The organism is Pedobacter psychrotolerans, from assembly GCF_004340665.1.
Classification (GTDB): Bacteria; Bacteroidota; Bacteroidia; order Sphingobacteriales; family Sphingobacteriaceae; genus Pedobacter; species Pedobacter psychrotolerans.
In genome coordinates this window covers 127,720-148,144 of sequence record NZ_SLWO01000004.1, presented here as the reverse complement: position 1 = coordinate 148,144, position 20,425 = coordinate 127,720, and the positions used below count along the sequence as shown (strand labels likewise).

Below are 20,425 nucleotides of genomic sequence, written 5' to 3'. Positions count from 1 at the left end.
ATAGTTTTTAATGTAAAATAGGAGATTGAAAATCTTATGTCAAGACAGTTCAATTTCACTCGGTTTTTAATAGAATCATATAAACTAAACCATCGTTTTCTTCCATTTCCCTTTTTTAAATAAAATAAAGGCAGCAATGGCAATTCCAATTTCAGCTGTTGGAATGGCGATGAAAACACCCGTTGGACCCATCTCTAAATATTTAGCCAGGAAATAGGCTAATGGAATCTGAAATAACCAAAATGCAAAAATGTTAATCTTTGTGGGGGTCCAGGTATCGCCTGCACCATTGAAAGCACTTGTCAACACCATTCCCATTCCATATATAACAAAGCCAATGCTTAAAATCTTTAATGCCCTGCTGGCAATTTCAATTACCTTTTCATCAGATGTAAAAAAAGCAGCAAATAAATGTCCGCAGGTTAAAAAAATCACGCTCACAATTGCCATAAAAACGAGAATGTATTTCATCGTTTGAAAAACAGATTTTTCAGCCCGGTCGATATGTCCGGCACCCAGGTTCTGGCCAACTAATGTTGCAGCAGCATTGCTCAAGCCCCATGCCGGCAATAAAAAGAACATCATTAACCTCAATGCGGTTTGGTAACCTGCAGAACCTTCATCTCCGCCAGTGGTCGCTACCAATTCTGCTAAAAATACCCAGCTGCAACTCGCAATTACAAACTGGAAGATGGCAGGTGCAGCAATTTTTATAATTGCTTTGATTTGATCAAACGCTGGAATAAAATAGCTTATACGGATTTTTAAGGCATTTTTTCCGTTAAATAAATTGTAAATCTGATACGTTACCCCTAAACCACGGCCAATTGTTGTGGCAATTGCCGCACCCGTTAATCCAAATGCAGGTACGGGACCAAAGCCATTAATAAAAATAGGGCATAGGATAATGTTTGCAATATTGGCAATCCACAAACTTCGCATGGCGATTGCTGCATTCCCTGCGCCCCTGAAAATACCATTAATTAAAAAGAGCAGCACAATGATAATGCTTCCACCCATCATAATGCGAACGAAAGCGGTTCCATGATCAGCAGTTTCCGTTGATGCGCCCATGAGTAAAAGGATGTCTCTGGCATAAATTAGGCCTGCAATGCTGATCAGAATATTTAAGGCCACTGCAATAACAATGGTTTGCATTCCGGCTTTAGATGCAGCTTCTGGATTTTTCTCACCTATTCTTCTTGATACAACAGCAGTGGCTGCCATACTTAAACCTATTGCTAATGAATAAATTATCGTGAGAACTGATTCTGTTAAACCTACCGTTTGTATAGCATGGCTGCTATTTTCTAAGTGACCCACAAAATATAAATCAACTAAGGCAAAAACGGATTCCATGGCCATTTCGAGCATCATGGGGATGGCTAATAAAATAATAGCTCGTTTAATACTAATTGAAGTTAAATCTACTTCATTTCCTTTTAAAGATTGTACTAGGACATCAAAAAATGAAGATAGTTTGCCCTGTGTCTTTACTGACTGTGACATATAAATATTGTAAAATGTATGATTATACCAATGATATGCAGTTAACTGCATATATATCTTAAATTAAAATGGGAGGGAGTCCTCGGTTGCTTAGAACCTTAAACGGATTGCAGATACTATCATGGCTCTGATCTTTTTGATAGAACAAATATAGGCAATGATTTTGAAAATAATACTGATTTTTGATTCTTTGATTAAAATGATCGTGGTCTTGACGATTGGGGCATAGTCGAATATCTCTTTTTAAATATTGAAAAGTTGATTCAAAGATTTCTCAGTTGTGCCCGAAATGACGACTAAGTCTATTTACTACAAATTAAGTAATTGATCGTATTTCCTTGATATTATGTTTAAACTCACGATCGTCTTTTCGACTGGAACGCAGCGAAACGGAGAAATCTTTTAAAATTGCGAGTTTTAGGTTCAAAGATTTCTCGGCTGCGCTCGAAATGACGACTAATCTGTTTACTACAAATTAAGTAATCGATCTTATCTCCATGATATTTTGTTTAAACTACGATCGTCTTTTCGACTGAAACACAGCGAAACGGAGAAATCTTTTAAAATTGCGAGTTTTAGCTTCAAAGATTTCTCGGCTGCGCTCGAAATGACGACTTATTGAAATTCATATACTAAGACCTTAAACTTAAATACTATAAGCTTGAATCATTTCTTCGGTCACTTTTGTTCCACGGCTAGTATTTAAGTCTATTAATACGTAATCAAAAATACCATCTGATGCAACTTTGCCTGTTTTTTTATTAATAATTTCGAACTGAACTGCACAACCTTTATCATTCATGGTTAATATTCCGGTTCTAATCAACATTAAATCGTTCATTAAAAGTGGGCGTTTAAAGTTAATATCTACATGGCTCACCACCCAACCCAGGCCTTGCTTAGTAAAATGCTCCCAAGGCATACCATAGAATTTTTCCATTTGTTCGTAACGGGCAGCTAATACATAATCCAGGTATTTACTATTATGTACATGATTAAACATGTCTATGTCGTCAGGCCGCACGCGAAGTTCGCTTTCGAAAATGCTATATTGATTCTTTTCCAATGGTTGATATTTTGCACAAAAGTATTAAATACGACGAAGATATATTGACATCATGACGTCTTTATATCACAATTTTTGTATTTTTGATTATAAATGGGAAAGCTTAAATTATATGATACTTCAATTCCACGTGAGTTAATTGCTGAAGAGCGTGAAAGTGTTTATTTGAGTCGTAGTCCAGAGCAACGTTTTTTTAGCGTATTACATCTTAATCACATTTCAGTTGCTATGAATGGGGGTAAGCCTTTAAAATCTCCTCAAGGTAAAGGTCTGGTCATTCGTAAGCCAGCTATATAATTTCCATTTATGTCGTCTTTTGATAAAGAAAATCCAGAAATGCTTTTGTTGTTAGAAACGTTTCAACAGTTTGATTTATATTATTTAATTGTAGGTGGCTTTGCCGTTAACCGTTATGGGTATAATCGTACTACAGGAGACTTGGATATCTATCTAAAAGATACAAAAGAAAATAGGCAGAATTTAATCTATGCACTGGATAAAATGGGATATGGCAAATATGATATGCTTTTGAACATTCCAATTATAGCAGGGTATTGCGAGGTAATGATGGACGATGGGATGTATGCTGATTTAATGACTGACATTCCTGGTTTAGACAAACAAAAATTTGATGAGTATTTTCAAATGGCCACTGTTGATGAAATTAATGGTATAAAAGCCAGGTTTCTTCATTATAATCATCTTATTGATAATAAGCGTGCAACCAATAGGCCTAAAGACCAATTAGATGTTTTAGAATTAGAGCGGATTAATAAAAAGGATTAATTTTAGTAAAAAAAAAGAAGTTTTTAAACTGATTATCGGAAAAATATTTATTAAACCTTATCAGTTTAAATCTGCAAATTGAATAGATAACTATAAGGTTTATAAAGTTAAAGGTTGTACAAAGAGCAGGATTTCAGTAACCTAAAAAACAGCACTTTATTATTAAAATCGACTTTATTAAGGTCACTTTAATAAATCGGCAATTAAACAATTCAGCATACTTTGTTGGTAAGTTAAAAAACTTTATCTTTGCGGCATTATTAATTAATTTTATACACTTTAATATTATTCAAGAATGTATTTAAGTACAGAAAAGAAAGCCGAAATTTTTAAAACACACGGCGAAGTAGAAACCAACACGGGTTCTGCTGAAGGTCAGGTAGCGTTATTTACATACCGTATTGCGCACTTAACAGAACACTTAAAGAAAAATCGTAAAGATTTCTCTACCCAGTTGTCACTTCAAAAATTGGTAGGTAAACGCCGCGGTATTTTGGCTTACTTATACAAAAAAGATATTGAGCGCTATCGTGCTATCATTAAAGCTTTATCGCTTCGTGATATCATTAAACAAAAATAAGCGTAATTTTATCATTAAAAGCCATTCTTTAAAGAATGGCTTTTTTACTTTCCTGTTAAATATTTTAACGGGATTTATTATAGATAGGGTTTTTTAATCTTATCTTCGTTTTCAAAACAGAAACATATATAAACAACGGTGTGTAGAAAGAGGAAAACACACCACAATTCTAATTAAATGAATGTAATAAAAAAATCGTTCGATTTGGGCGATGGCAGAACAATTGAAATTGAAACTGGTAAATTAGCTAAACAAGCTGATGGTTCGGTAGTAGTGAAAATGGGTGATACGATGTTGTTAGCAACTGTAGTATCAACTGTAGGTGCTAAACCTGGAACTGATTTCTTACCATTATCAGTTGATTATCAAGAAAAATATGCGGCTACTGGTCGCATTCCAGGCGGATTTTTACGTCGTGAAGCAAGATTATCTGATTATGAGGTTTTAATCTCTCGTTTGGTAGATAGAGCTTTACGCCCGATGTTCCCTTCTGATTATCACTCTGATACACAAGTGATGATTTCATTAATTTCTGCTGATAAAAATATCCTGCCTGATTGTTTAGCTGGTTTAGCTGCTTCAGCTGCATTATCAGTTTCAGATATTCCTTTTAACGGTCCAATTTCTGAAGTACGTGTAGCTAAGATTGATGGTAAATTAGTCATCAACCCATATGCTAGTGATCTAGAGCGTGCAACATTAGAATTTATGGTTGCGGGTTCTGCAAATGATATCGGCATGGTTGAAGGTGAATGCGACGAAATTCAGGAAGATGAAATGGTTGAGGCATTGAAATTTGCACATGATGCAATTAAAATTCAATGTGCTATCCAGAAAGAATTAACTGAAGCTACTGGCAAAACGGTTAAACGTGAATATAGCCATGAAGATCATGATGCTGATTTAAAAGCAAAAGTTTATGCAGATACTTATGAAAAAGTTTATGCTGTAGCAAAAGCTGGTGGAAATAAAGATGTTCGTAAAGAAGGTTTTACTGCAATTATTAATGATTTCTTTGCAGCAATGCCAGAAGATACAGCAGATTTAACTAAAGCAATGGCTAAACATTATTACCATGATGTTCAGTATGATGCCATTAGGAATTTATTATTAGATGAAGGTATCCGTTTAGACGGTCGTAAAACAACTGAAATTCGTCCAATCTGGAGTGAAGTTGGTTATTTGCCAGCGGCTCACGGTTCTGCCGTATTTACTCGTGGCGAAACTCAATCGTTAACATCAGTTACTTTAGGTAGCAAAGATGATGAGCAAATGATTGATGGTGCTTTCTTTAACGGTTACCAAAAATTCTTATTGCACTATAATTTCCCTGGTTTTTCAACTGGTGAAGTTAGACCAAATAGAGGCGCTGGTCGTCGCGAAATTGGCCACGGTGCTTTAGCGCAACGTTCATTGAAAAAAGTATTACCACAAGGTGATGCTAATCCATATACGATCCGTATCGTTTCTGATATTTTAGAATCTAACGGTTCTTCATCAATGGCAACTGTTTGTGCGGGTACATTAGCATTAATGGATGCTGGTATCAAAATCAAATCTCCGGTTTCAGGTATTGCAATGGGTTTAATCACTGATGAGAAAACTGGTAAATATGCCATCCTTTCTGATATTTTAGGTGATGAAGATCACTTAGGTGATATGGATTTTAAAGTAACAGGTACTGAAAATGGTATTGTGGCTTGTCAGATGGACTTAAAAATCAATGGTTTATCTTATGAGGTGTTAACTAAAGCTTTATTGCAAGCTAAAGAAGGTCGCTTACATATCTTAAATGAGATGAAGAAAACCATCAGCTCACCAAATGAAGATTACAAACCACATGCTCCACGTATTGTTTCTTTAACAATTGAAAAAGAATTCATCGGTGCTATTATCGGCCCTGGAGGAAAAATCATTCAGGAAATGCAACGTGAAACTGGCGCTTCAATCTCTATCGAAGAAGTTGATGGTAAAGGAATCGTAGAAATTTTTGCTGATAATAAAGCAGCTATTGATTCAGCAGTTACCCGTATTCGTAACATCGTAGCTAAACCAGAAATTGGCGAAGTTTACCAAGGTAAAGTAAAATCAATCATGCCATTTGGAGCATTTGTTGAGGTGATGCCAGGTAAAGATGGTTTACTACACATTTCCGAAATTTCATGGGAGCGTTTAGAAACTATGGACGGTGTATTGAAAGAAGGTGATAAAATCGAGGTTAAATTATTAGACATCGATAAGCAAGGTAAAATGAAACTTTCACGTAAAGTTTTATTGCCAAGACCAGAAAAACCAGCTGCGCCACAAGCGTAGAAAAATTCCTGAGTCGGAAGTCCGGAGTCCGGAGATATATAAAAACCCTTTCAGTTTACTGGAAGGGTTTTTTGTTAAGATATAATTTTGTTTGAAATGATTTTGTAACTTGCATTCTTAGTAAGAATCGTATAAAAAAATCGTCATTGCGAGGCACGAAGCAATCTTCAAGCAGAAAATTTAAAAGATTGCTTCGTGCCTCGCAATGACGAAAATATAAGACTAAATGAAATACATCATCGCACCCTCCATACTTTCAGCTGATTTTGGCAACTTACAGCGTGATATCGAAATGATTAATCAAAGTGAAGCCGATTGGTTTCATGTTGATGTGATGGATGGTGTTTTTGTACCCAATATTTCCTTTGGCTTTCCAATAATGGCTGCTGTAAAAAAACATGCAACAAAACCATTAGATGTACACTTAATGATTGTAAATCCTGATCAATATATTTCAGAATTTGCGGAGGCAGGTGCAGATCGGATTACCATTCATTATGAAGCGTGTACGCATTTACATCGAACCATTCAATTAATTAAAGCCTCAGGCTGTAAAGCAGGAGTGGCACTAAATCCACACACACCAGTTACATTATTGCAAGATGTTATTGAAGACTTGGATTTGGTGTTAATCATGTCAGTAAACCCGGGTTTCGGTGGACAAAAATTTATTCATAACACCTACAAAAAAATTAGTGATTTAAAACAATTGATTCAGGGTGTAAATGAAAATCTAATCATTCAGGTTGATGGTGGTGTAGGTTTACAAAATATAACCACATTGGTATCAGCAGGCGCAAATGCTTTTGTAGCTGGTAATGCCATTTTCGCTACGGAAAATCCATCTGAAACCATTTCCAGTATGAAAAGCCTGACGGCTAGCACTATAAATATTTAAATTGTTAAATGTTTATTGCTAAATTGTTTCTAGGATGAGGTGCATAGCATCTTAATACCTGATACATTTATTTTAACACTAGAATGCTCCAAATTCGGCTAATCTTTTTTTTATTCATTGCCGGTTGTAGTTTAGCTGTAGCACAGCCATTGGTAAGAGTTTCTGGAATTGTTTATAACGAGCAGCAATTACCCATGGCACAGGTTACGGTTATTGTATTGGGTCAGGCACAATCAACTGTTACCGATGAATTTGGTGTTTACACCATCTATTCCAAATCAAAGTCATTCCGTATTAAATATTCTTTACTGGGATATCAGCCACAGATTTTAAAGTTCAATGAGCATTCTGGTGCACGGATAACGCAACACGTAAATTTGTCCGCTAATATAAATGAGCTTGAACAAATCAATATCACGAACAAGCAAAATCAGCTTAGTAATACCACCACAATAAATATCGCTGATGTTGCGTCCATGCCACTGGTGTCTGGGAATTTTGAAACGATGCTGAAAACTTTACCAGGCGTTTCAACAAATAACGAGTTAAGCGCACAATATAGCGTTCGAGGTGGTAATTTCGATGAAAATTTAATATATGTTAATGATGTTGAAATCAATAGGCCAGTTTTAATCCGTAATGGGCAGCAAGAAGGATTGAGTTTTATTAATGCTGATCTGGTTAGTAAAGCAAAATTTTCGGCTGGTGGTTTTGAGGCTAAATATGGGGATAAGTTATCATCTATATTGGATATTAGATATGATAAGCCAGATAGTAACCAAACCATTTTAAGTACCAGTCTTTTAAATACTTCATTAACTGCAAAGCGGCTTTTTAAACGTAGTTTTTTGCTTGTTGGTTTACGGTACAAAAATAATTCAAGCGTGCTCATTAAGCAAGATGATAAGGGGAGTTATAACCCGAATTTCGCTGATGGGCAGTTAATGTATCAATATGATTTCTCTCCTAAGTTTAACATTAGTGTTTTAGGAAACTTGAATCTTGGACGGTTTAAGCTGGAGCCGACAAATCGAGAAACTACATTCGGTACTTTAAATACAACACTTCGACTGGATGTAGATTATACTGGTCAGGAAATTGATGACTACCAAACACTGGGCACAGCAGTTACTGCAACCTATTCCCCAAAGCCAAATCTGGTGGTTAAATTTATAAACAGTTATTTTAATACTATTGAAAGGGAGCAGTTTGATATTAATGGAAGTTATGTTTTTGATAAAGTTGATCAAAGTAACTCATCAGAAAATCAAGGTGTCACAAATAAAGCTAGGGCAATAGGTAATTATTATAATTATGGTCACAATAACCTGAATACACAGATTTTTGTTTCAGAGGTTAAGGTAGATCAAAACTTTAATAACCATGTTTTTTCCTGGGGTTTAAAGTTCGATCGCTCTCATTATGCAGATCGGTTGAACGAATATAGTTATACTGATACAACTGGATTTTTAGTGCCGAATGATAGTAAAAATATTGTGTTACAGAATGTGGTTAACGTTGAAAATGATATAGATATCAAAAATTATAGTGCGTACATTCAGGATAGTTATTCGCTTTCCGATTATGCAGAATTACAATTGGGCACACGTGCAGGTTACAATTCTTTAAGCAGGCAATTGATACTCAGTCCAAGGATGTTGCTTGCTTACAGACCGAATGGAAATAATAAGATTTTGCGATTCACCGCTGGTGTTTATAAACAACCACCATCTTACAGAACCATTCGGGATTTCTCTGGAAAATTGAATATCAATCAAAAAGCGCAAAGTTCTTACAATACTTCTTTTGGATATGATTATGCATTTGATGCCTTTGGTACCCGGTTAAAATTTACCTCTGAGGCATACTTTAAATATTCAGATCGTTTAATTCCTTATAAAATTGACAATTTAAGAATCAGGTATTTGGCTAATGAAGTATCAAAAGGTTATGCCTATGGCGCAGATTTCAGCATAGGAGGTGAATTTGTTAAAGATTTGATATCCTACTTTAGGATGTCGGTGATGAGTGCAAAAGAAGATATTTTTGGTGATCATTATCTTCAAAATGGCGAAACCATTTATCCTGGATATATAAAACGTCCTACTGATCAAAGGTTGAATTTTTCATTTTTCTTTCAGGATAGGTTATTAAACAGTCCTACCTATAAAGTACATTTAAATGCAGTATATGGTTCCCGATTACCTATCGGACCGCCACAAACACCAAAATATTTGGATAAGTTTTTTATTCCATCATATAAGCGTGTTGATATCGGTTTTTCTAAAGATTTTTTAGATGATGTTGCGATACATAAGCCTAAATTCTTAGATAAAAATTTTAGTTCGGTGATCTTATTTTTTGAAATTTTCAATTTACTGAATATCAACAATACAGTTTCTTACCTGTGGTTAAACAATGTTGATAAGGTACAATATGCTATTCCAAATTATTTAACTGGCAGACAATTTAATCTTAAACTAATTGTGAAATTGAAAAATTGAACCAGGTGAAAGGATTACAGGCTTTCAAATTTTCACCAATGAACATGCATTTGGAATTTTAGCCAAATGATAAGCTTTGTACGGAAAACCATCCCAAGAATTACAATGTTTGAGTAATCTAAACCTGACAGGAGCGGAAATACTTTTTGTTTCAGCAACGCTGAATATGTTGAAATGCTGAGGAACGAAGTATCTGCAACCGATGAAACAGATTCTTCATTCCTCAGAACGACAGAAGTTGACAAAAAGATTGAAGCGGATGGCGGGACTGCTGCAATCTAAAAGCCACAGTTCTAGCTTTCGAAACTATTAAATCTACAATTTTCTTATAAATCGATTTTATTGCAAAAACTGCAATAAATCAATCAATTTTCTGTTATATTTTAACAATATCTAATTTTTTAGGATACGATTTTTTAAGATAACTCCTATAAAAATTTTACATTTACGCACATAAAACATTATATAATAAGATGAAGCATAATTTTGGCGCAGGCCCTTGTATTTTACCTCAAGAAGTGTTTAAACAAGCTGCACAGGCAGTTTTAGATTTTAACGATGGATTATCAATTTTAGAAATTTCGCACAGAACAACCGAGTTTGAGGCCGTTGTTGCTGAAGCTGAGAAATTGGTAAAAGAGTTACTAAACGTGCCATCGGGTTATTCCGTTTTATTTTTACAAGGCGGTGCAAGTTTACAATTTGCAATGGTTCCTATGAATTTACTTGGAGATGGTCAAACTGCCAGTTATTTAGATTCTGGCGTTTGGGCTACTAAAGCATTAAAGGAAGCTAAATTTGTAGGAAATGTAAATGTTGTTGCTTCTTCAAAAGATGCCAACTATACCTTCATTCCGAAGGATTTTGAAATCCCTGCTGATAGTGCTTATTTTCATTATACATCAAACAATACGATTTATGGAACAGAGCTTTTCAATGTTCCTGAAACAAGTGTTCCTATCGTTTGCGATATGTCATCAGATATCATGAGCCGCGTGATCAACGTTTCGAAATTCGATTTAATTTATGCCGGTGCGCAGAAAAATATCGGACCTGCAGGTTTAACCATTGTAATTGTGAAAGATGAAATTCTCGGTAAAATCGATCGTAAAATTCCATCAATGTTAAACTATCAATCACATATTGATAATGGTTCAATGTACAATACACCGCCTGTATTTTCAGTTTATGTTGCTTTATTAAATCTTCGCTGGTTAAAATCGAAAGGTGGCGTTGCTGAAATTGAGAAAGAAAATAAGCAAAAAGCTGAGGCGCTGTACAGAGAAATTGATCGTAACCCTTTATTCAAAGGAACTTGTGCTGTTGAAGATCGTTCAAAAATGAATATTTGTTTCGTAATGGAAAATGCGGAATTGGAAAAACCATTTCTGAAATTTGCAGAAGATCAAGGTATTGTAGGAATTAAAGGCCATAGAAGTGTTGGCGGTTTCCGTGCATCAATGTATAACGCATTACCCATTACAAGTGTTCACGCTTTAATTGATGCAATGCAAACTTTCGAAGAGAAACAAGCGAAAACAAATTAATTTAAATTATAATCCCAGATTATCAGTGTAATCCTGGTAATCTGTGCAATCATAAATAACAATGATTAAGATATTAGCAAACGATGGAATAGACCCTATCGGAAAAGAATTATTAGAAAAAGCAGGTTTTCAGGTGGATACGGAAACAATTCCTCAGGATCAGTTAGCCGAAGCTTTAAAAAATTATGATGCCATCACTGTTCGTAGTGCAACAAAAGTTAGAAAAGAATTAATTGATGCCGTGCCAAATATTAAATTAATTGGTAGGGGTGGCGTTGGTATGGATAATATTGACGTTGAATATGCACGTAGTCAGGGAGTTGCTGTAGTAAATACACCTGCTGCATCTTCATTATCAGTAGCTGAGTTAGTTTTTTCTCATCTATTTACCGGAATTAGATTTTTACAAGATGCTAACCGTAAAATGCCAGTTGAAGGTGCTACTCAATTTAATAACCTTAAAAAAGCTTATGCTAAAGGAACTGAATTAAGCGGTAAAACCATCGGTATTATCGGTTTTGGACGTATTGGTCGTGCCACGGCTAAAGTTGCCTTGGGCTTAGGGATGAATGTTTTAGCTTATGATTTATACCCTTCTGAATCTGAAATTATTTTAGAATTTCAGGGCGGAAAATCTGTAAGTATTCCAATTAAAACGGTTTCTTTAGATGAGGTAATCGCCGGAAGTGATTTCTTAAGTTTACACACACCTTTCGCTGCTAAGCCGATTTTAGGTGCTGAAGAATTTGCAAAAATGAAGAATGGTGTTGGAATTGTAAACTGCTCACGTGGTGGAACAATTGATGAACCAGCTTTAATTGAAGCTTTAAATTCTGGTAAAGTTGCTTTTGCCGGTTTAGATGTTTTCGATAATGAGCCTACACCACTTGCAGAAATTTTAACTCATCCTAAAATTTCTTTAACACCGCACATTGGTGCATCAACTAATGAAGCCCAGGAACGTATCGGTACGGAATTGGCGACTTTAATTATTGAACATTTTAAGAAATAAATTAAATTCTAGCGTTACTAACTTTTAAAAAGTTAGTAACGCTTTTTTATTTTTATTAATCCAAAGCTTTCGTTAATACCCAGTATCGATAACCTAATATCGCTTTCTGAAAAGTATTTAACTTATTGGGGTCTTTCTTATATAAACTTGGCAATACTACTTTGTTGAGTTTAGCCAGGACTTTAAACACCTGTTTTTTCATAACGCTGAAGTTTTTTATTGAAGAAGAAGAACATGCCTATTATCACTAAAAGTAAGATGATGATAATGTATGTTGAAGCCCCATAACTATCAGGCTTGGCCTCTTTTTGAAGTGCCGTGTTTTGATCCTGAAGCTTCTTAATGGTTTTCATACAACCCTCAATCCGTTCCTGAGAATGATCCGCAACCTCAACTTTCTGTTGGTTTTGCAAATCTTTATATTCCATTAATATTTTCAATTCCTTAAAGATGTTGTTATCTGTTAACACCACCTCACGAAGAATTTCATTAGAATTTTTAATGTCTTTCTTGGTTTGCCAGCCAAATATTCCAGTTCGTTGATTCAGACTCTCGTCGTATTGGCCAAATTTTTCACTTCGCTCAGTAAGCAAAGCATTTACCTTAACACGTTGAGCCGCGTAAGTTGATGTGTCTTGCTGAGCGTTGACTTGAATTTGAAGAAATAATAATAAGAGGAGATAGATGTACTTTTTCATGTATAATAAACGTGAAAAGAGTAGAGTTGTTTTTGCTGGATATATCGTCACACTAAATTTATTTCAGAGTCTTCTTTAATAAGGTGCTGAAATGATTCAGCATGACGACGGTTTTAGCAGATCTAGCGAAATAATAATATCCTTTTACTTATGTCTTTCATCTTGGTCTCTAATCCTTAATCTTTCTGCTTTAGTCCTTTTTAAGGATGAAACTCTACCCTAACAATATCACCAAGGTGTAAACCCAATAATCCGCTGGCTTTCCCTTTATTAATGGCGATTTCCAGGTGATTACTTATTCCAAAAAGACAAAGCTTTTCGCCTTCCTGAACTTCGTTATAATGCCAGCTTAATTGTGTAATGGTTTCACTTTTTCTAAAGTATAAAGTGAAGTCGCGGTTTTTTTGAATCCGTGTGAAAAGATCTTTAGTGATGTTGGTAATGACGTTGCAGAAAGTATCAATATAAACAACACTTCCACGAATGATATCACGTTCAATAACAGGATGCAAGAGCATCTTTTGCTCAATTTCTGCTACAGGTAAACCAATGTCTTTTAACCTGCCGCCCTTTGCCAGATGTGTTGCAGCTTTAACAAAAATATCAACCAAAGGAAAATGAAGATATTTTAAATCCTGCATAATGTTTAACTCAACCACATCTTCCGGAACATCATCAAAAAGCAAAGAAAAAATACCATTATCTGCACCAACAAAAAAATGATCACGATGTTTGATGGCAATATATTTGGTGTTTTCGCTATATACAGAATCAATCCCGATTAAGTGTACGGTGTTTTTAGGGAAATAAGGATAAGCATTTTTTAAAACGAAAGCCGCATAGGAGATGTTGAATGATGGAACTTCATGGGTAATATCAACTAAATTAACATTAGGCATAAGACTTAGCAGGCTACCTTTAAGGGCACTCTGGTAAAAATCTTTCGAACCTAAATCTGTTGTTAAAGTAATTATACCCATTAAAATTCAATATTATTGCTTATTCTTGTGTAGAGGCCTAAGCGTCTGCAAATATTCAAATTTTAATTAATATACCCCGATAACTTTTTAAAATACTATAGTTTGAACGAATTAAAATTAACTCTGGATACCGTAAATCCTGCTCACTTCTGGGGAGCAAATAATGAGAATTACGAAATGATTAAAGGTGCTTTTGCGAAGTTGAAACTGGTTGCAAGAGGGAGTGAGATTAAGGTTCTCGGTGATGAACAAGAACTTAAGGCCTTCGAAGATAAATTCAGTCAGCTGGTTGCTCACCTTGAAAAATACAGTTCACTTACCAATAATGATGTAGAATCTATATTGGGTGCTAAAGCAAATGGTGTGGTGAAAAAAGATGTTGAACAGCCTACAGGTGGAGGTGGAGAAGTGATCGTTTTCGGAACAAATGGTCTTTTAGTTAAAGCCAGAACTGCAAATCAACGTAGAATGGTAAGCAGTATCGCTAAAAATGATATTCTTTTTGCTATCGGCCCAGCTGGAACTGGAAAGACATATACGGCAGTGGCCTTAGCTGTTAGGGCCTTAAAAAACAAAGAGATTAAACGAATTATATTAACCCGTCCGGCAGTAGAGGCAGGGGAGAACCTCGGTTTTTTACCGGGAGATTTAAAGGAAAAAATTGATCCGTATTTACGCCCGCTTTACGATGCACTGGATGATATGATCCCTGCGGAGAAATTAAAATTCTACATCGAAAACCGTACGATCGAGATTGCACCATTGGCTTTCATGCGTGGCCGTACCCTAGATAATTGCTTTGTGATTTTAGATGAGGCACAGAATGCTACGGATATGCAATTGAAGATGTTCCTCACCCGTATGGGCCCAACAGCTAAATTTATTGTTACGGGAGATGTGACGCAGATTGATTTACCTAAAAAACAAATGTCGGGCTTGTTTAATGGCTTGCGTATTTTAGAAGACATCAAAGGCATCGATATTATTTATTTAAGTGGGGAAGATGTGGTTCGCCATAAATTGGTGAAAGACATTTTGAAAGCTTACGGTGATATTCAGTAATTGAGTACTGTGTTTTTAGTCTATAGTCTTGAGTCTAAATCGACTATAGACTATAGATCAAAGACTTTCCGACTTCCCAACTTTTTTCCTATTTTTATGGCCTCATGAAAGCACTAAAAGAAACCCATTTTAATTTTCCTAATCAGAGCAATTTTTACAAAGGTAAAGTACGTGATGTGTATACCATAGCCGATAAATTTATGGTTATGGTGGTATCAGATCGCATTTCTGCTTTTGATGTCGTATTAACTGAAGCTATTCCATTTAAGGGGCAGGTTTTAAATCAAATCGCTGCCAAATTTTTATCTGCTACGCAGGATATTGTACCGAACTGGGTTTTAGATGTTCCTGATCCGATGGTTACCATAGGTCGTATTTGCGAGCCATTTAAAGTTGAAATGGTAATTAGAGGTTATTTAGCTGGTCACGCCTGGCGGGAGTATAGTGCTGGAAAGCGTTCAGTTTGTGGCGTATCATTGCCAGATGGTTTAAAAGAGAATGACAAGTTGCCACAACCGATTATTACGCCTACCACAAAAGCATCTGTTGGTCATGATGAGGATATTTCTAAGGAAGATATTTTAGCAAAAGGAATTGTTTCCATCTCTGATTATGAACAATTGGAAAAATATACTTTTGATTTATACCAAAGAGGGACTGAAATTGCAGCAAAAAGCGGATTGATTTTGGTTGATACGAAGTATGAATTTGGAAAGGCAGATGGCGTAATTTATTTAATCGATGAAATTCATACACCTGATTCTTCCCGTTATTTTTATGCAGAGGGGTATGAGGAACGCCAAAGAACTGATGAACCTCAAAAGCAACTTTCTAAAGAATTTGTAAGAAAATGGTTAATTGAAAATGGTTTTCAGGGTAAAGATGGCCAGGTGATACCAGAAATGACTCCAGAAATTGTAACTTCGATATCAGAGCGGTACATTGAGCTTTACGAACAGATTGTTGGAGAGGCTTTTATAAAGGCTGAGGCTGATGCTATCTCAACACGTATTGAAGCCAATGTTTTAGAGGCTTTGCAAACATTATAGAATTCGAATGAATTTTATACATTAGTAAAACAAAATAAAAATGAAATTTTCAATAGATAAACACGATAAATACGTAACCTTAAAATTAGAAGAGCCTAAGTTTACCAATGATAATGCCCCAGGAGTTAAATCTGAATTGTATTTGCTTAATGCTGAAGGATTTAAAAATATCATTGTTGATTTAAGTGATGTTAAAGAATGTCATGATGCCCAGGATTTAAGTTGCCTGTTGGTTGGCGACAGACTTTGTAAGTCAGCTGGTGGATTATTTATAGTAACGGGTATCAATGATCAGCTTGAACCTATTATCGAATTGTCAAACATATTTCAATCTGTAACGTTTGTTAATACAATAGAAGAGGCTACCGATTTCATCTTTATGGATGAATTGGAAAAAGAGTTCAGAGGCGATAAATAATAACGGTTTTTAATCTAAAAATACTGCCTCGTAGTTACTAAACCTACGAGGTTTTTTATATCATACCATGATGAAATTTGAAGTTACCATTCTTGGAAGTAGTTCGGCGACACCTGTATTTAATAGGAATCCATCTGCACAACTTTTGAATTGTAATGAAAAATATTATCTGATTGATTGTGGGGAAGGAACCCAGCAGCAGCTAACCAAGTATAATCTTAAGGCAGCGCGGATTGATCATATTTTTATTAGCCATCTTCATGGCGACCACTACTTTGGTTTAATTGGTTTACTTTCCAGCCTCCACCTGAATGGAAGAATCAAACCGATGCAAATTTTTGCACCTACGCCATTATTAGAGATTTTAGAAATTCAGTTTAAATATTCTGATACCAATTTAAGATATCCTATTGAGTTTTTTCCTATCGAGGCTGATGAATCAAAACAAATATTTGAGAATCAGGATTTGATAGTGAAAACGGTAGTATTAAATCACCGTATTCCAACCACTGGATTTGTTTTTCAGCAAAAACCACGACAACGAAAGTTGATTAAAGAAAAAACTGAAGACATACCAATGGCTTATTATGCAGCCTTAAAAAAAGGAAAGGATATAGAGCAGAGTAATGGTGAGATATTAAGAAGTGAGGATTTTACAACTCCTGCTGAGCCACCGAGATCATATGCTTATTGTTCAGATACGATGTATGATGAACGCTATTTTGAAACCATTAAAGAAAGTGATACTTTATATCATGAGGCAACTTTCATGCATGAACTCTTAGATAGGGCGAATGAAACACATCATACCACTGCAAAACAGGCAGGCGAAATTGCCAAAATAAATGGAGTTAAGAAATTACTCATTGGTCACTTTTCATCGCGTTATAAAACACTTCAAATGCTTTTGGAAGAAACTCAATCAGTTTTTGAAAATACAGAGTTAGCTGTGGAAGGTAGAACCTTTCAGCTTTAAATTTTTAAGTGGGTTTCAACCGCAAAGAACAACAAAGATAGACACGGGAGATCGCAAAGTTTAGCAGGTAAGTAAGTTCAATTACAAAGTTTTTCAATCTCCAAGATTCCTAATTAATGTGTTCATTTACGAGCATTAGCAGAAAATTTTAAGCATAAAAAAAAGCCTTGCAAAATCAATTACAAGGCTTCAATTTTATAAAATTAGTTACTTGTCTTTTTTATTCCCGCCGCCAAATACTGAGAAGTGAACATAACGTTTAGGATTAGCTTTTAAATCAATCATCAACTCGTCAAGATTTTTAGAAGCACTATTCAGGTTATTATACATTTTATCATCATTTAATAATAAACCTAAGCTCCCTTTGCCATCCTTGATTCCTGAAATGACACCTTGTAAATCAGCAATCGCATTATTGGCATTATCTAAAGTTTGTTTAAAGTTCGCGGCTGCAAACTTATCTGTTACTGTATTAATATTGGTTAAGATATCGCTGATTTTTTTATTATTGTTGTTAAGGTTTGCTGTTATGCCTTCAACATTTTTAAAGATAGCCTCAATACGTGCACTTTCAGAACCTACTAAACCATCGACTTTTTTTGATGTTGTTTCCAGAGAAGCAAGCGTTCCAGCAATACTGTTGAAACTCTTATCCACATTTTTTTGAAAATTTGGATTTAAAATAGAGTTCACACTGCTCAAAATAGAATCCATTTTGCCAATAATTAATTCTGCCTTCTTTTGAACAGGTTGTACTTGTTCCATTAAACCTTTTTCAACGTTAGCATTTAAGGTAAAGCCATCTTCCGCAATTTTCTTTGAATTTCCAAGAGACATTACGATAGCCTTGCTCCCTAAAAGATCTGTACCTTCCAGGCGTGCAACACTATTTTCTGGAATGTCATATTTGCTATTGATGCTTAAAGTGGCTAGAATTGTTCCGCCTGGTTCTAATTGCAATTTAGCTACACGACCAATTTGATAACCATTAATTAAAACCGGTTTAGATACTGTTAAACCATCAACACGTGTATATCTTGCGAATAAAGTAGTTTCACTGGAGAATATGGAATTCCCTTTTAAAAAGTTATATCCGATAATTAATAAAGCAATGGCGAATGCAGCTAAAATACCGACTTTGGTTTCGTTCTTAATTTTCATGTGTTTCTATTTATTGGCTGCAAATATGGTTGTAATTCAAAATATGCATGAGCGCTATCATTTTTGTAGTGCAAAGGTATTATAATTACATAATGTTTGCACCAACGTTTTTGTTTGGTATTTGTTATAATTTTTTAATACAATTCACTACCACTTATAATGCCAAACTAATCAATCTCTATATCTTTCTTATACTTCTTTATTGCAGCAAGAATTGATTCGGCAATTTCATTTTGTCCACTGCTGGAATTGATATATTTTTCTTCTTCCTTATTGGAAATAAAACCAACCTCTGTTAATATTGCAGGCATTCCACAACGCTGTAAAACTAAAACTCCTTGTTCTTTAACACCTCTACTGGCCCTATTATCTCTATTGATATAGCTATTTTGTATCAGTTTTGCAAATTTAATGCTTTTATCTCTAAAAGTATTTTTGAGTAGCGACATTAAAATAAATGTACCTGGTTTATTTGGATCATAACCATCATATTTACTTTTATAGTTTTTTTCCAGCTTAATATCGGCATTTTCCCTGATTGCTGCATCCTGTTCTTTTAACCGATGAGAACCTGCAACCAGTGTTTCCGTACCTTTCACATGTTTATTTCCCGGTGGCATAGAATTGCAATGAACAGAGATAAATAAGTCAGCATTAGCATTATTGGCAATTTCGGCACGACGATACAAATCAACATCTATATCCTTTGTTCGGGTATAAATTACTTTAATTCCAGGCATTTCTTCCTGAAGTTTAGCACCAAGTTTTAAAGCAACTTTAAGTGCTATGTCTTTTTCTTTAGAATAACTTCCAGAGGCACCAGGCTTTCTTCCACCATGTCCGGGATCAATGACAATGGTCTTAATTTTATACCCTTGGGCAAATAAAATCTGAACTGAAAAGAGTGTTAAGATAAAAACTGATATTACTGCAAGTTTAATCTTCATTTATGGGATGTTAGAATGATGTTTCTGCTATACGCTTATAATTTTTAATTGCTTTAATAATACCATCTATAATTTCTTTCTGACCTTCAGGCGAATTCATATAATCTTCTTCGTCTGGATTACTCACAAAACCAATTTCCGTTAAAACGGCTGGCATTGCGGCTCTAGCCAGTACTGCCAAGCTTTTTTCCTGCACACCGCGATTAATTCTGCCTGCACTAACATATTCCTGCTGCAGCAATGACGCAAACTTTAAACTTCTGTCGCGATTAGTTTGCTTCATTAATGAAAGCATAATATCATTTTCAGGAGTGTTAGCGATAAAACCTTCATAGTTTTTTTGATAGTTATCCTCTAAAAACATCGCGGCATTTTCACGTTTAATTACTTCATCCTGCTCGCCTAAACGGCCTGTTCCGGATACAAAAGTTTCAGTGCCCTTTGTTGAAGTACTTTTAGCTGCAATAGTTCTGTAAACAGGAACACTTCTTCCCTTTACTTTTTTATAATAATCTACCACACGTGATACCCTGACAGGCATATCATTTAAGTGAATAGAAATGAAAAGATCAGCTTTTGCATTATTGGCAATGTTGATTCGTTCGTAAAGTGGAATAAAAACATCTGTTTGCCTCGTATATACCACCTTGATATCTTTTATACTATCTTGAAGTGCCTGACCTAAATTTAATGCTGTTCTTAAAGCAACATCTTTTTCTTTTGAATAAACACCGTGTGTGGCGCCGTCCTTGCCACCGTGTCCGGCATCAATTACAATTGTTTTAATTTTATATTCTTGTGCAAATGCTTGATTATCAATGGCATTATTAAGAACGAAATAAATAATAAATGTTAAAATGGTTTTAAGATACATCAATGGTATATTTTTCACTAATTTTGAACGTTTCTGATTAAACAT

20 protein-coding genes are annotated in these 20,425 nt (G+C 35.1%); 12 read left to right on the top strand and 8 right to left on the bottom strand.

All coding sequences use genetic code 11. The features are described from left to right. Positions 1-84: 84 nt before the first annotated feature. Positions 85-1,509: an MATE family efflux transporter gene (locus tag EV200_RS11055; RefSeq protein WP_132532548.1), complete on the bottom strand. Its 1,425-nt coding sequence runs from the start codon at positions 1,507-1,509 to the stop codon at positions 85-87. Between the two features lie 646 nt (positions 1,510-2,155). Further along, a complete protein-coding gene (locus tag EV200_RS11050; RefSeq protein WP_132532545.1) occupies positions 2,156-2,575 on the bottom strand; it encodes an acyl-CoA thioesterase in 420 nt (139 codons plus the stop codon). A gap of 93 nt (positions 2,576-2,668) precedes the next feature. Here EV200_RS11050 and EV200_RS11045 point away from each other — a divergent pair, with 93 nt between their 5' ends. From EV200_RS11045 to EV200_RS11010, 8 genes are all read left to right on the top strand, one after another. Then, positions 2,669-2,872: a hypothetical protein gene (locus tag EV200_RS11045; RefSeq protein WP_132532542.1), complete on the top strand. Its 204-nt coding sequence runs from the start codon at positions 2,669-2,671 to the stop codon at positions 2,870-2,872. A 9-nt stretch (positions 2,873-2,881) separates the two neighbouring features. Next, positions 2,882-3,361 carry a hypothetical protein gene (locus EV200_RS11040; protein WP_132532539.1) on the top strand — a complete coding sequence of 160 codons (480 nt, stop codon included), beginning with the start codon at positions 2,882-2,884 and terminating at the stop codon, positions 3,359-3,361. Between the two features lie 295 nt (positions 3,362-3,656). Beyond that, entirely contained in the window at positions 3,657-3,941 is a 285-nt protein-coding gene (rpsO, locus tag EV200_RS11035; RefSeq protein ID WP_131537188.1) for a 30S ribosomal protein S15, read from the top strand. Between the two features lie 177 nt (positions 3,942-4,118). Beyond that, positions 4,119-6,254 carry a polyribonucleotide nucleotidyltransferase gene (gene pnp, locus EV200_RS11030; RefSeq protein WP_132532536.1) on the top strand — a complete coding sequence of 712 codons (2,136 nt, stop codon included), beginning with the start codon at positions 4,119-4,121 and terminating at the stop codon, positions 6,252-6,254. 226 nt (positions 6,255-6,480) lie between these two features. Further along, a complete protein-coding gene (gene rpe / locus EV200_RS11025; protein WP_132532533.1) occupies positions 6,481-7,152 on the top strand; it encodes a ribulose-phosphate 3-epimerase in 672 nt (223 codons plus the stop codon). An 83-nt stretch (positions 7,153-7,235) separates the two neighbouring features. Further along, positions 7,236-9,656: a TonB-dependent receptor gene (locus tag EV200_RS11020; RefSeq protein ID WP_132532530.1), complete on the top strand. Its 2,421-nt coding sequence runs from the start codon at positions 7,236-7,238 to the stop codon at positions 9,654-9,656. A 473-nt stretch (positions 9,657-10,129) separates the two neighbouring features. Beyond that, on the top strand, positions 10,130-11,203 hold the full coding sequence (gene serC, locus EV200_RS11015) for a 3-phosphoserine/phosphohydroxythreonine transaminase (protein WP_132532527.1): 1,074 nt from the start codon (positions 10,130-10,132) through the stop codon (positions 11,201-11,203). A gap of 61 nt (positions 11,204-11,264) precedes the next feature. Next, positions 11,265-12,215 carry a D-2-hydroxyacid dehydrogenase gene (locus EV200_RS11010; protein WP_188754098.1) on the top strand — a complete coding sequence of 317 codons (951 nt, stop codon included), beginning with the start codon at positions 11,265-11,267 and terminating at the stop codon, positions 12,213-12,215. A 55-nt stretch (positions 12,216-12,270) separates the two neighbouring features. Here EV200_RS11010 and EV200_RS21770 read toward each other — a convergent pair whose 3' ends face one another. The 3 genes from EV200_RS21770 to EV200_RS11000 all read right to left on the bottom strand — a co-directional run bounded on the left by EV200_RS21770 (position 12,271) and on the right by EV200_RS11000 (position 13,893). After that, positions 12,271-12,417: a hypothetical protein gene (locus EV200_RS21770; protein ID WP_165877915.1), complete on the bottom strand. Its 147-nt coding sequence runs from the start codon at positions 12,415-12,417 to the stop codon at positions 12,271-12,273. Further along, positions 12,398-12,913, bottom strand: a complete 516-nt coding sequence (locus EV200_RS11005) for a hypothetical protein (RefSeq protein ID WP_132532524.1) — start codon at positions 12,911-12,913, stop codon at positions 12,398-12,400. The genes EV200_RS21770 and EV200_RS11005 overlap by 20 nt, the downstream gene beginning before the upstream one ends. 200 nt (positions 12,914-13,113) lie before the next feature. Continuing rightward, on the bottom strand, positions 13,114-13,893 hold the full coding sequence (locus EV200_RS11000) for an SAM hydrolase/SAM-dependent halogenase family protein (protein ID WP_132532521.1): 780 nt from the start codon (positions 13,891-13,893) through the stop codon (positions 13,114-13,116). Between the two features lie 102 nt (positions 13,894-13,995). On the opposite strand from EV200_RS11000, the gene EV200_RS10995 reads away from it, so the two are divergent. From EV200_RS10995 to EV200_RS10980, 4 genes are all read left to right on the top strand, one after another. After that, complete coding sequence (locus EV200_RS10995) at positions 13,996-14,955, top strand: PhoH family protein (RefSeq protein WP_132532518.1); 960 nt, start codon at positions 13,996-13,998, stop codon at positions 14,953-14,955. Between the two features lie 104 nt (positions 14,956-15,059). Then, positions 15,060-16,004, top strand: a complete 945-nt coding sequence (locus tag EV200_RS10990) for a phosphoribosylaminoimidazolesuccinocarboxamide synthase (RefSeq protein WP_132532515.1) — start codon at positions 15,060-15,062, stop codon at positions 16,002-16,004. Positions 16,005-16,044: 40 nt separating this feature from the next. After that, complete coding sequence (locus tag EV200_RS10985; RefSeq protein ID WP_132532512.1) at positions 16,045-16,422, top strand: STAS domain-containing protein; 378 nt, start codon at positions 16,045-16,047, stop codon at positions 16,420-16,422. A gap of 70 nt (positions 16,423-16,492) precedes the next feature. Then, positions 16,493-17,398, top strand: coding sequence for a ribonuclease Z (locus tag EV200_RS10980; RefSeq protein WP_132533269.1), 906 nt, complete (start codon positions 16,493-16,495; stop codon positions 17,396-17,398). 207 nt (positions 17,399-17,605) lie between these two features. Here the strand turns inward: EV200_RS10980 and EV200_RS10975 are convergent, their stop codons facing one another. From EV200_RS10975 to EV200_RS10965, 3 genes are all read right to left on the bottom strand, one after another. Beyond that, a complete protein-coding gene (locus EV200_RS10975) occupies positions 17,606-18,559 on the bottom strand; it encodes an MlaD family protein (protein ID WP_029285558.1) in 954 nt (317 codons plus the stop codon). Between the two features lie 167 nt (positions 18,560-18,726). Further along, positions 18,727-19,506: an N-acetylmuramoyl-L-alanine amidase family protein gene (locus EV200_RS10970; RefSeq protein WP_132532509.1), complete on the bottom strand. Its 780-nt coding sequence runs from the start codon at positions 19,504-19,506 to the stop codon at positions 18,727-18,729. A gap of 10 nt (positions 19,507-19,516) precedes the next feature. After that, entirely contained in the window at positions 19,517-20,380 is an 864-nt protein-coding gene (locus EV200_RS10965) for an N-acetylmuramoyl-L-alanine amidase family protein (RefSeq protein ID WP_132533266.1), read from the bottom strand. Between the last annotated feature and the right edge of the window lie 45 nt (positions 20,381-20,425).

Excerpts from the sequence above, each read along its gene's own strand:
- EV200_RS10965 (WP_132533266.1), bottom strand. The coding sequence starts at position 20,380 with ATGTATCTTAAAACCATTTTAACATTTATTATTTATTTCGTTCTTAAT.
- EV200_RS11040 (WP_132532539.1), top strand. The coding sequence starts at position 2,882 with ATGTCGTCTTTTGATAAAGAAAATCCAGAAATGCTTTTGTTGTTAGAA.
- EV200_RS11045 (WP_132532542.1), top strand. The coding sequence starts at position 2,669 with ATGGGAAAGCTTAAATTATATGATACTTCAATTCCACGTGAGTTAATT.
- EV200_RS10970 (WP_132532509.1), bottom strand. The coding sequence starts at position 19,506 with ATGAAGATTAAACTTGCAGTAATATCAGTTTTTATCTTAACACTCTTT.
- EV200_RS10985 (WP_132532512.1), top strand. The coding sequence starts at position 16,045 with ATGAAATTTTCAATAGATAAACACGATAAATACGTAACCTTAAAATTA.
- rpe (WP_132532533.1), top strand. The coding sequence starts at position 6,481 with ATGAAATACATCATCGCACCCTCCATACTTTCAGCTGATTTTGGCAAC.
- rpsO (WP_131537188.1), top strand. The coding sequence starts at position 3,657 with ATGTATTTAAGTACAGAAAAGAAAGCCGAAATTTTTAAAACACACGGC.
- EV200_RS11020 (WP_132532530.1), top strand. The coding sequence starts at position 7,236 with ATGCTCCAAATTCGGCTAATCTTTTTTTTATTCATTGCCGGTTGTAGT.
- EV200_RS10980 (WP_132533269.1), top strand. The coding sequence starts at position 16,493 with ATGAAATTTGAAGTTACCATTCTTGGAAGTAGTTCGGCGACACCTGTA.
- pnp (WP_132532536.1), top strand. The coding sequence starts at position 4,119 with ATGAATGTAATAAAAAAATCGTTCGATTTGGGCGATGGCAGAACAATT.
- EV200_RS11005 (WP_132532524.1), bottom strand. The coding sequence starts at position 12,913 with ATGAAAAAGTACATCTATCTCCTCTTATTATTATTTCTTCAAATTCAA.
- EV200_RS21770 (WP_165877915.1), bottom strand. The coding sequence starts at position 12,417 with ATGAAAAAACAGGTGTTTAAAGTCCTGGCTAAACTCAACAAAGTAGTA.
- serC (WP_132532527.1), top strand. The coding sequence starts at position 10,130 with ATGAAGCATAATTTTGGCGCAGGCCCTTGTATTTTACCTCAAGAAGTG.
- EV200_RS10975 (WP_029285558.1), bottom strand. The coding sequence starts at position 18,559 with ATGAAAATTAAGAACGAAACCAAAGTCGGTATTTTAGCTGCATTCGCC.
- EV200_RS11010 (WP_188754098.1), top strand. The coding sequence starts at position 11,265 with ATGATTAAGATATTAGCAAACGATGGAATAGACCCTATCGGAAAAGAA.
- EV200_RS11000 (WP_132532521.1), bottom strand. The coding sequence starts at position 13,893 with ATGGGTATAATTACTTTAACAACAGATTTAGGTTCGAAAGATTTTTAC.
- EV200_RS11055 (WP_132532548.1), bottom strand. The coding sequence starts at position 1,509 with ATGTCACAGTCAGTAAAGACACAGGGCAAACTATCTTCATTTTTTGAT.
- EV200_RS10990 (WP_132532515.1), top strand. The coding sequence starts at position 15,060 with ATGAAAGCACTAAAAGAAACCCATTTTAATTTTCCTAATCAGAGCAAT.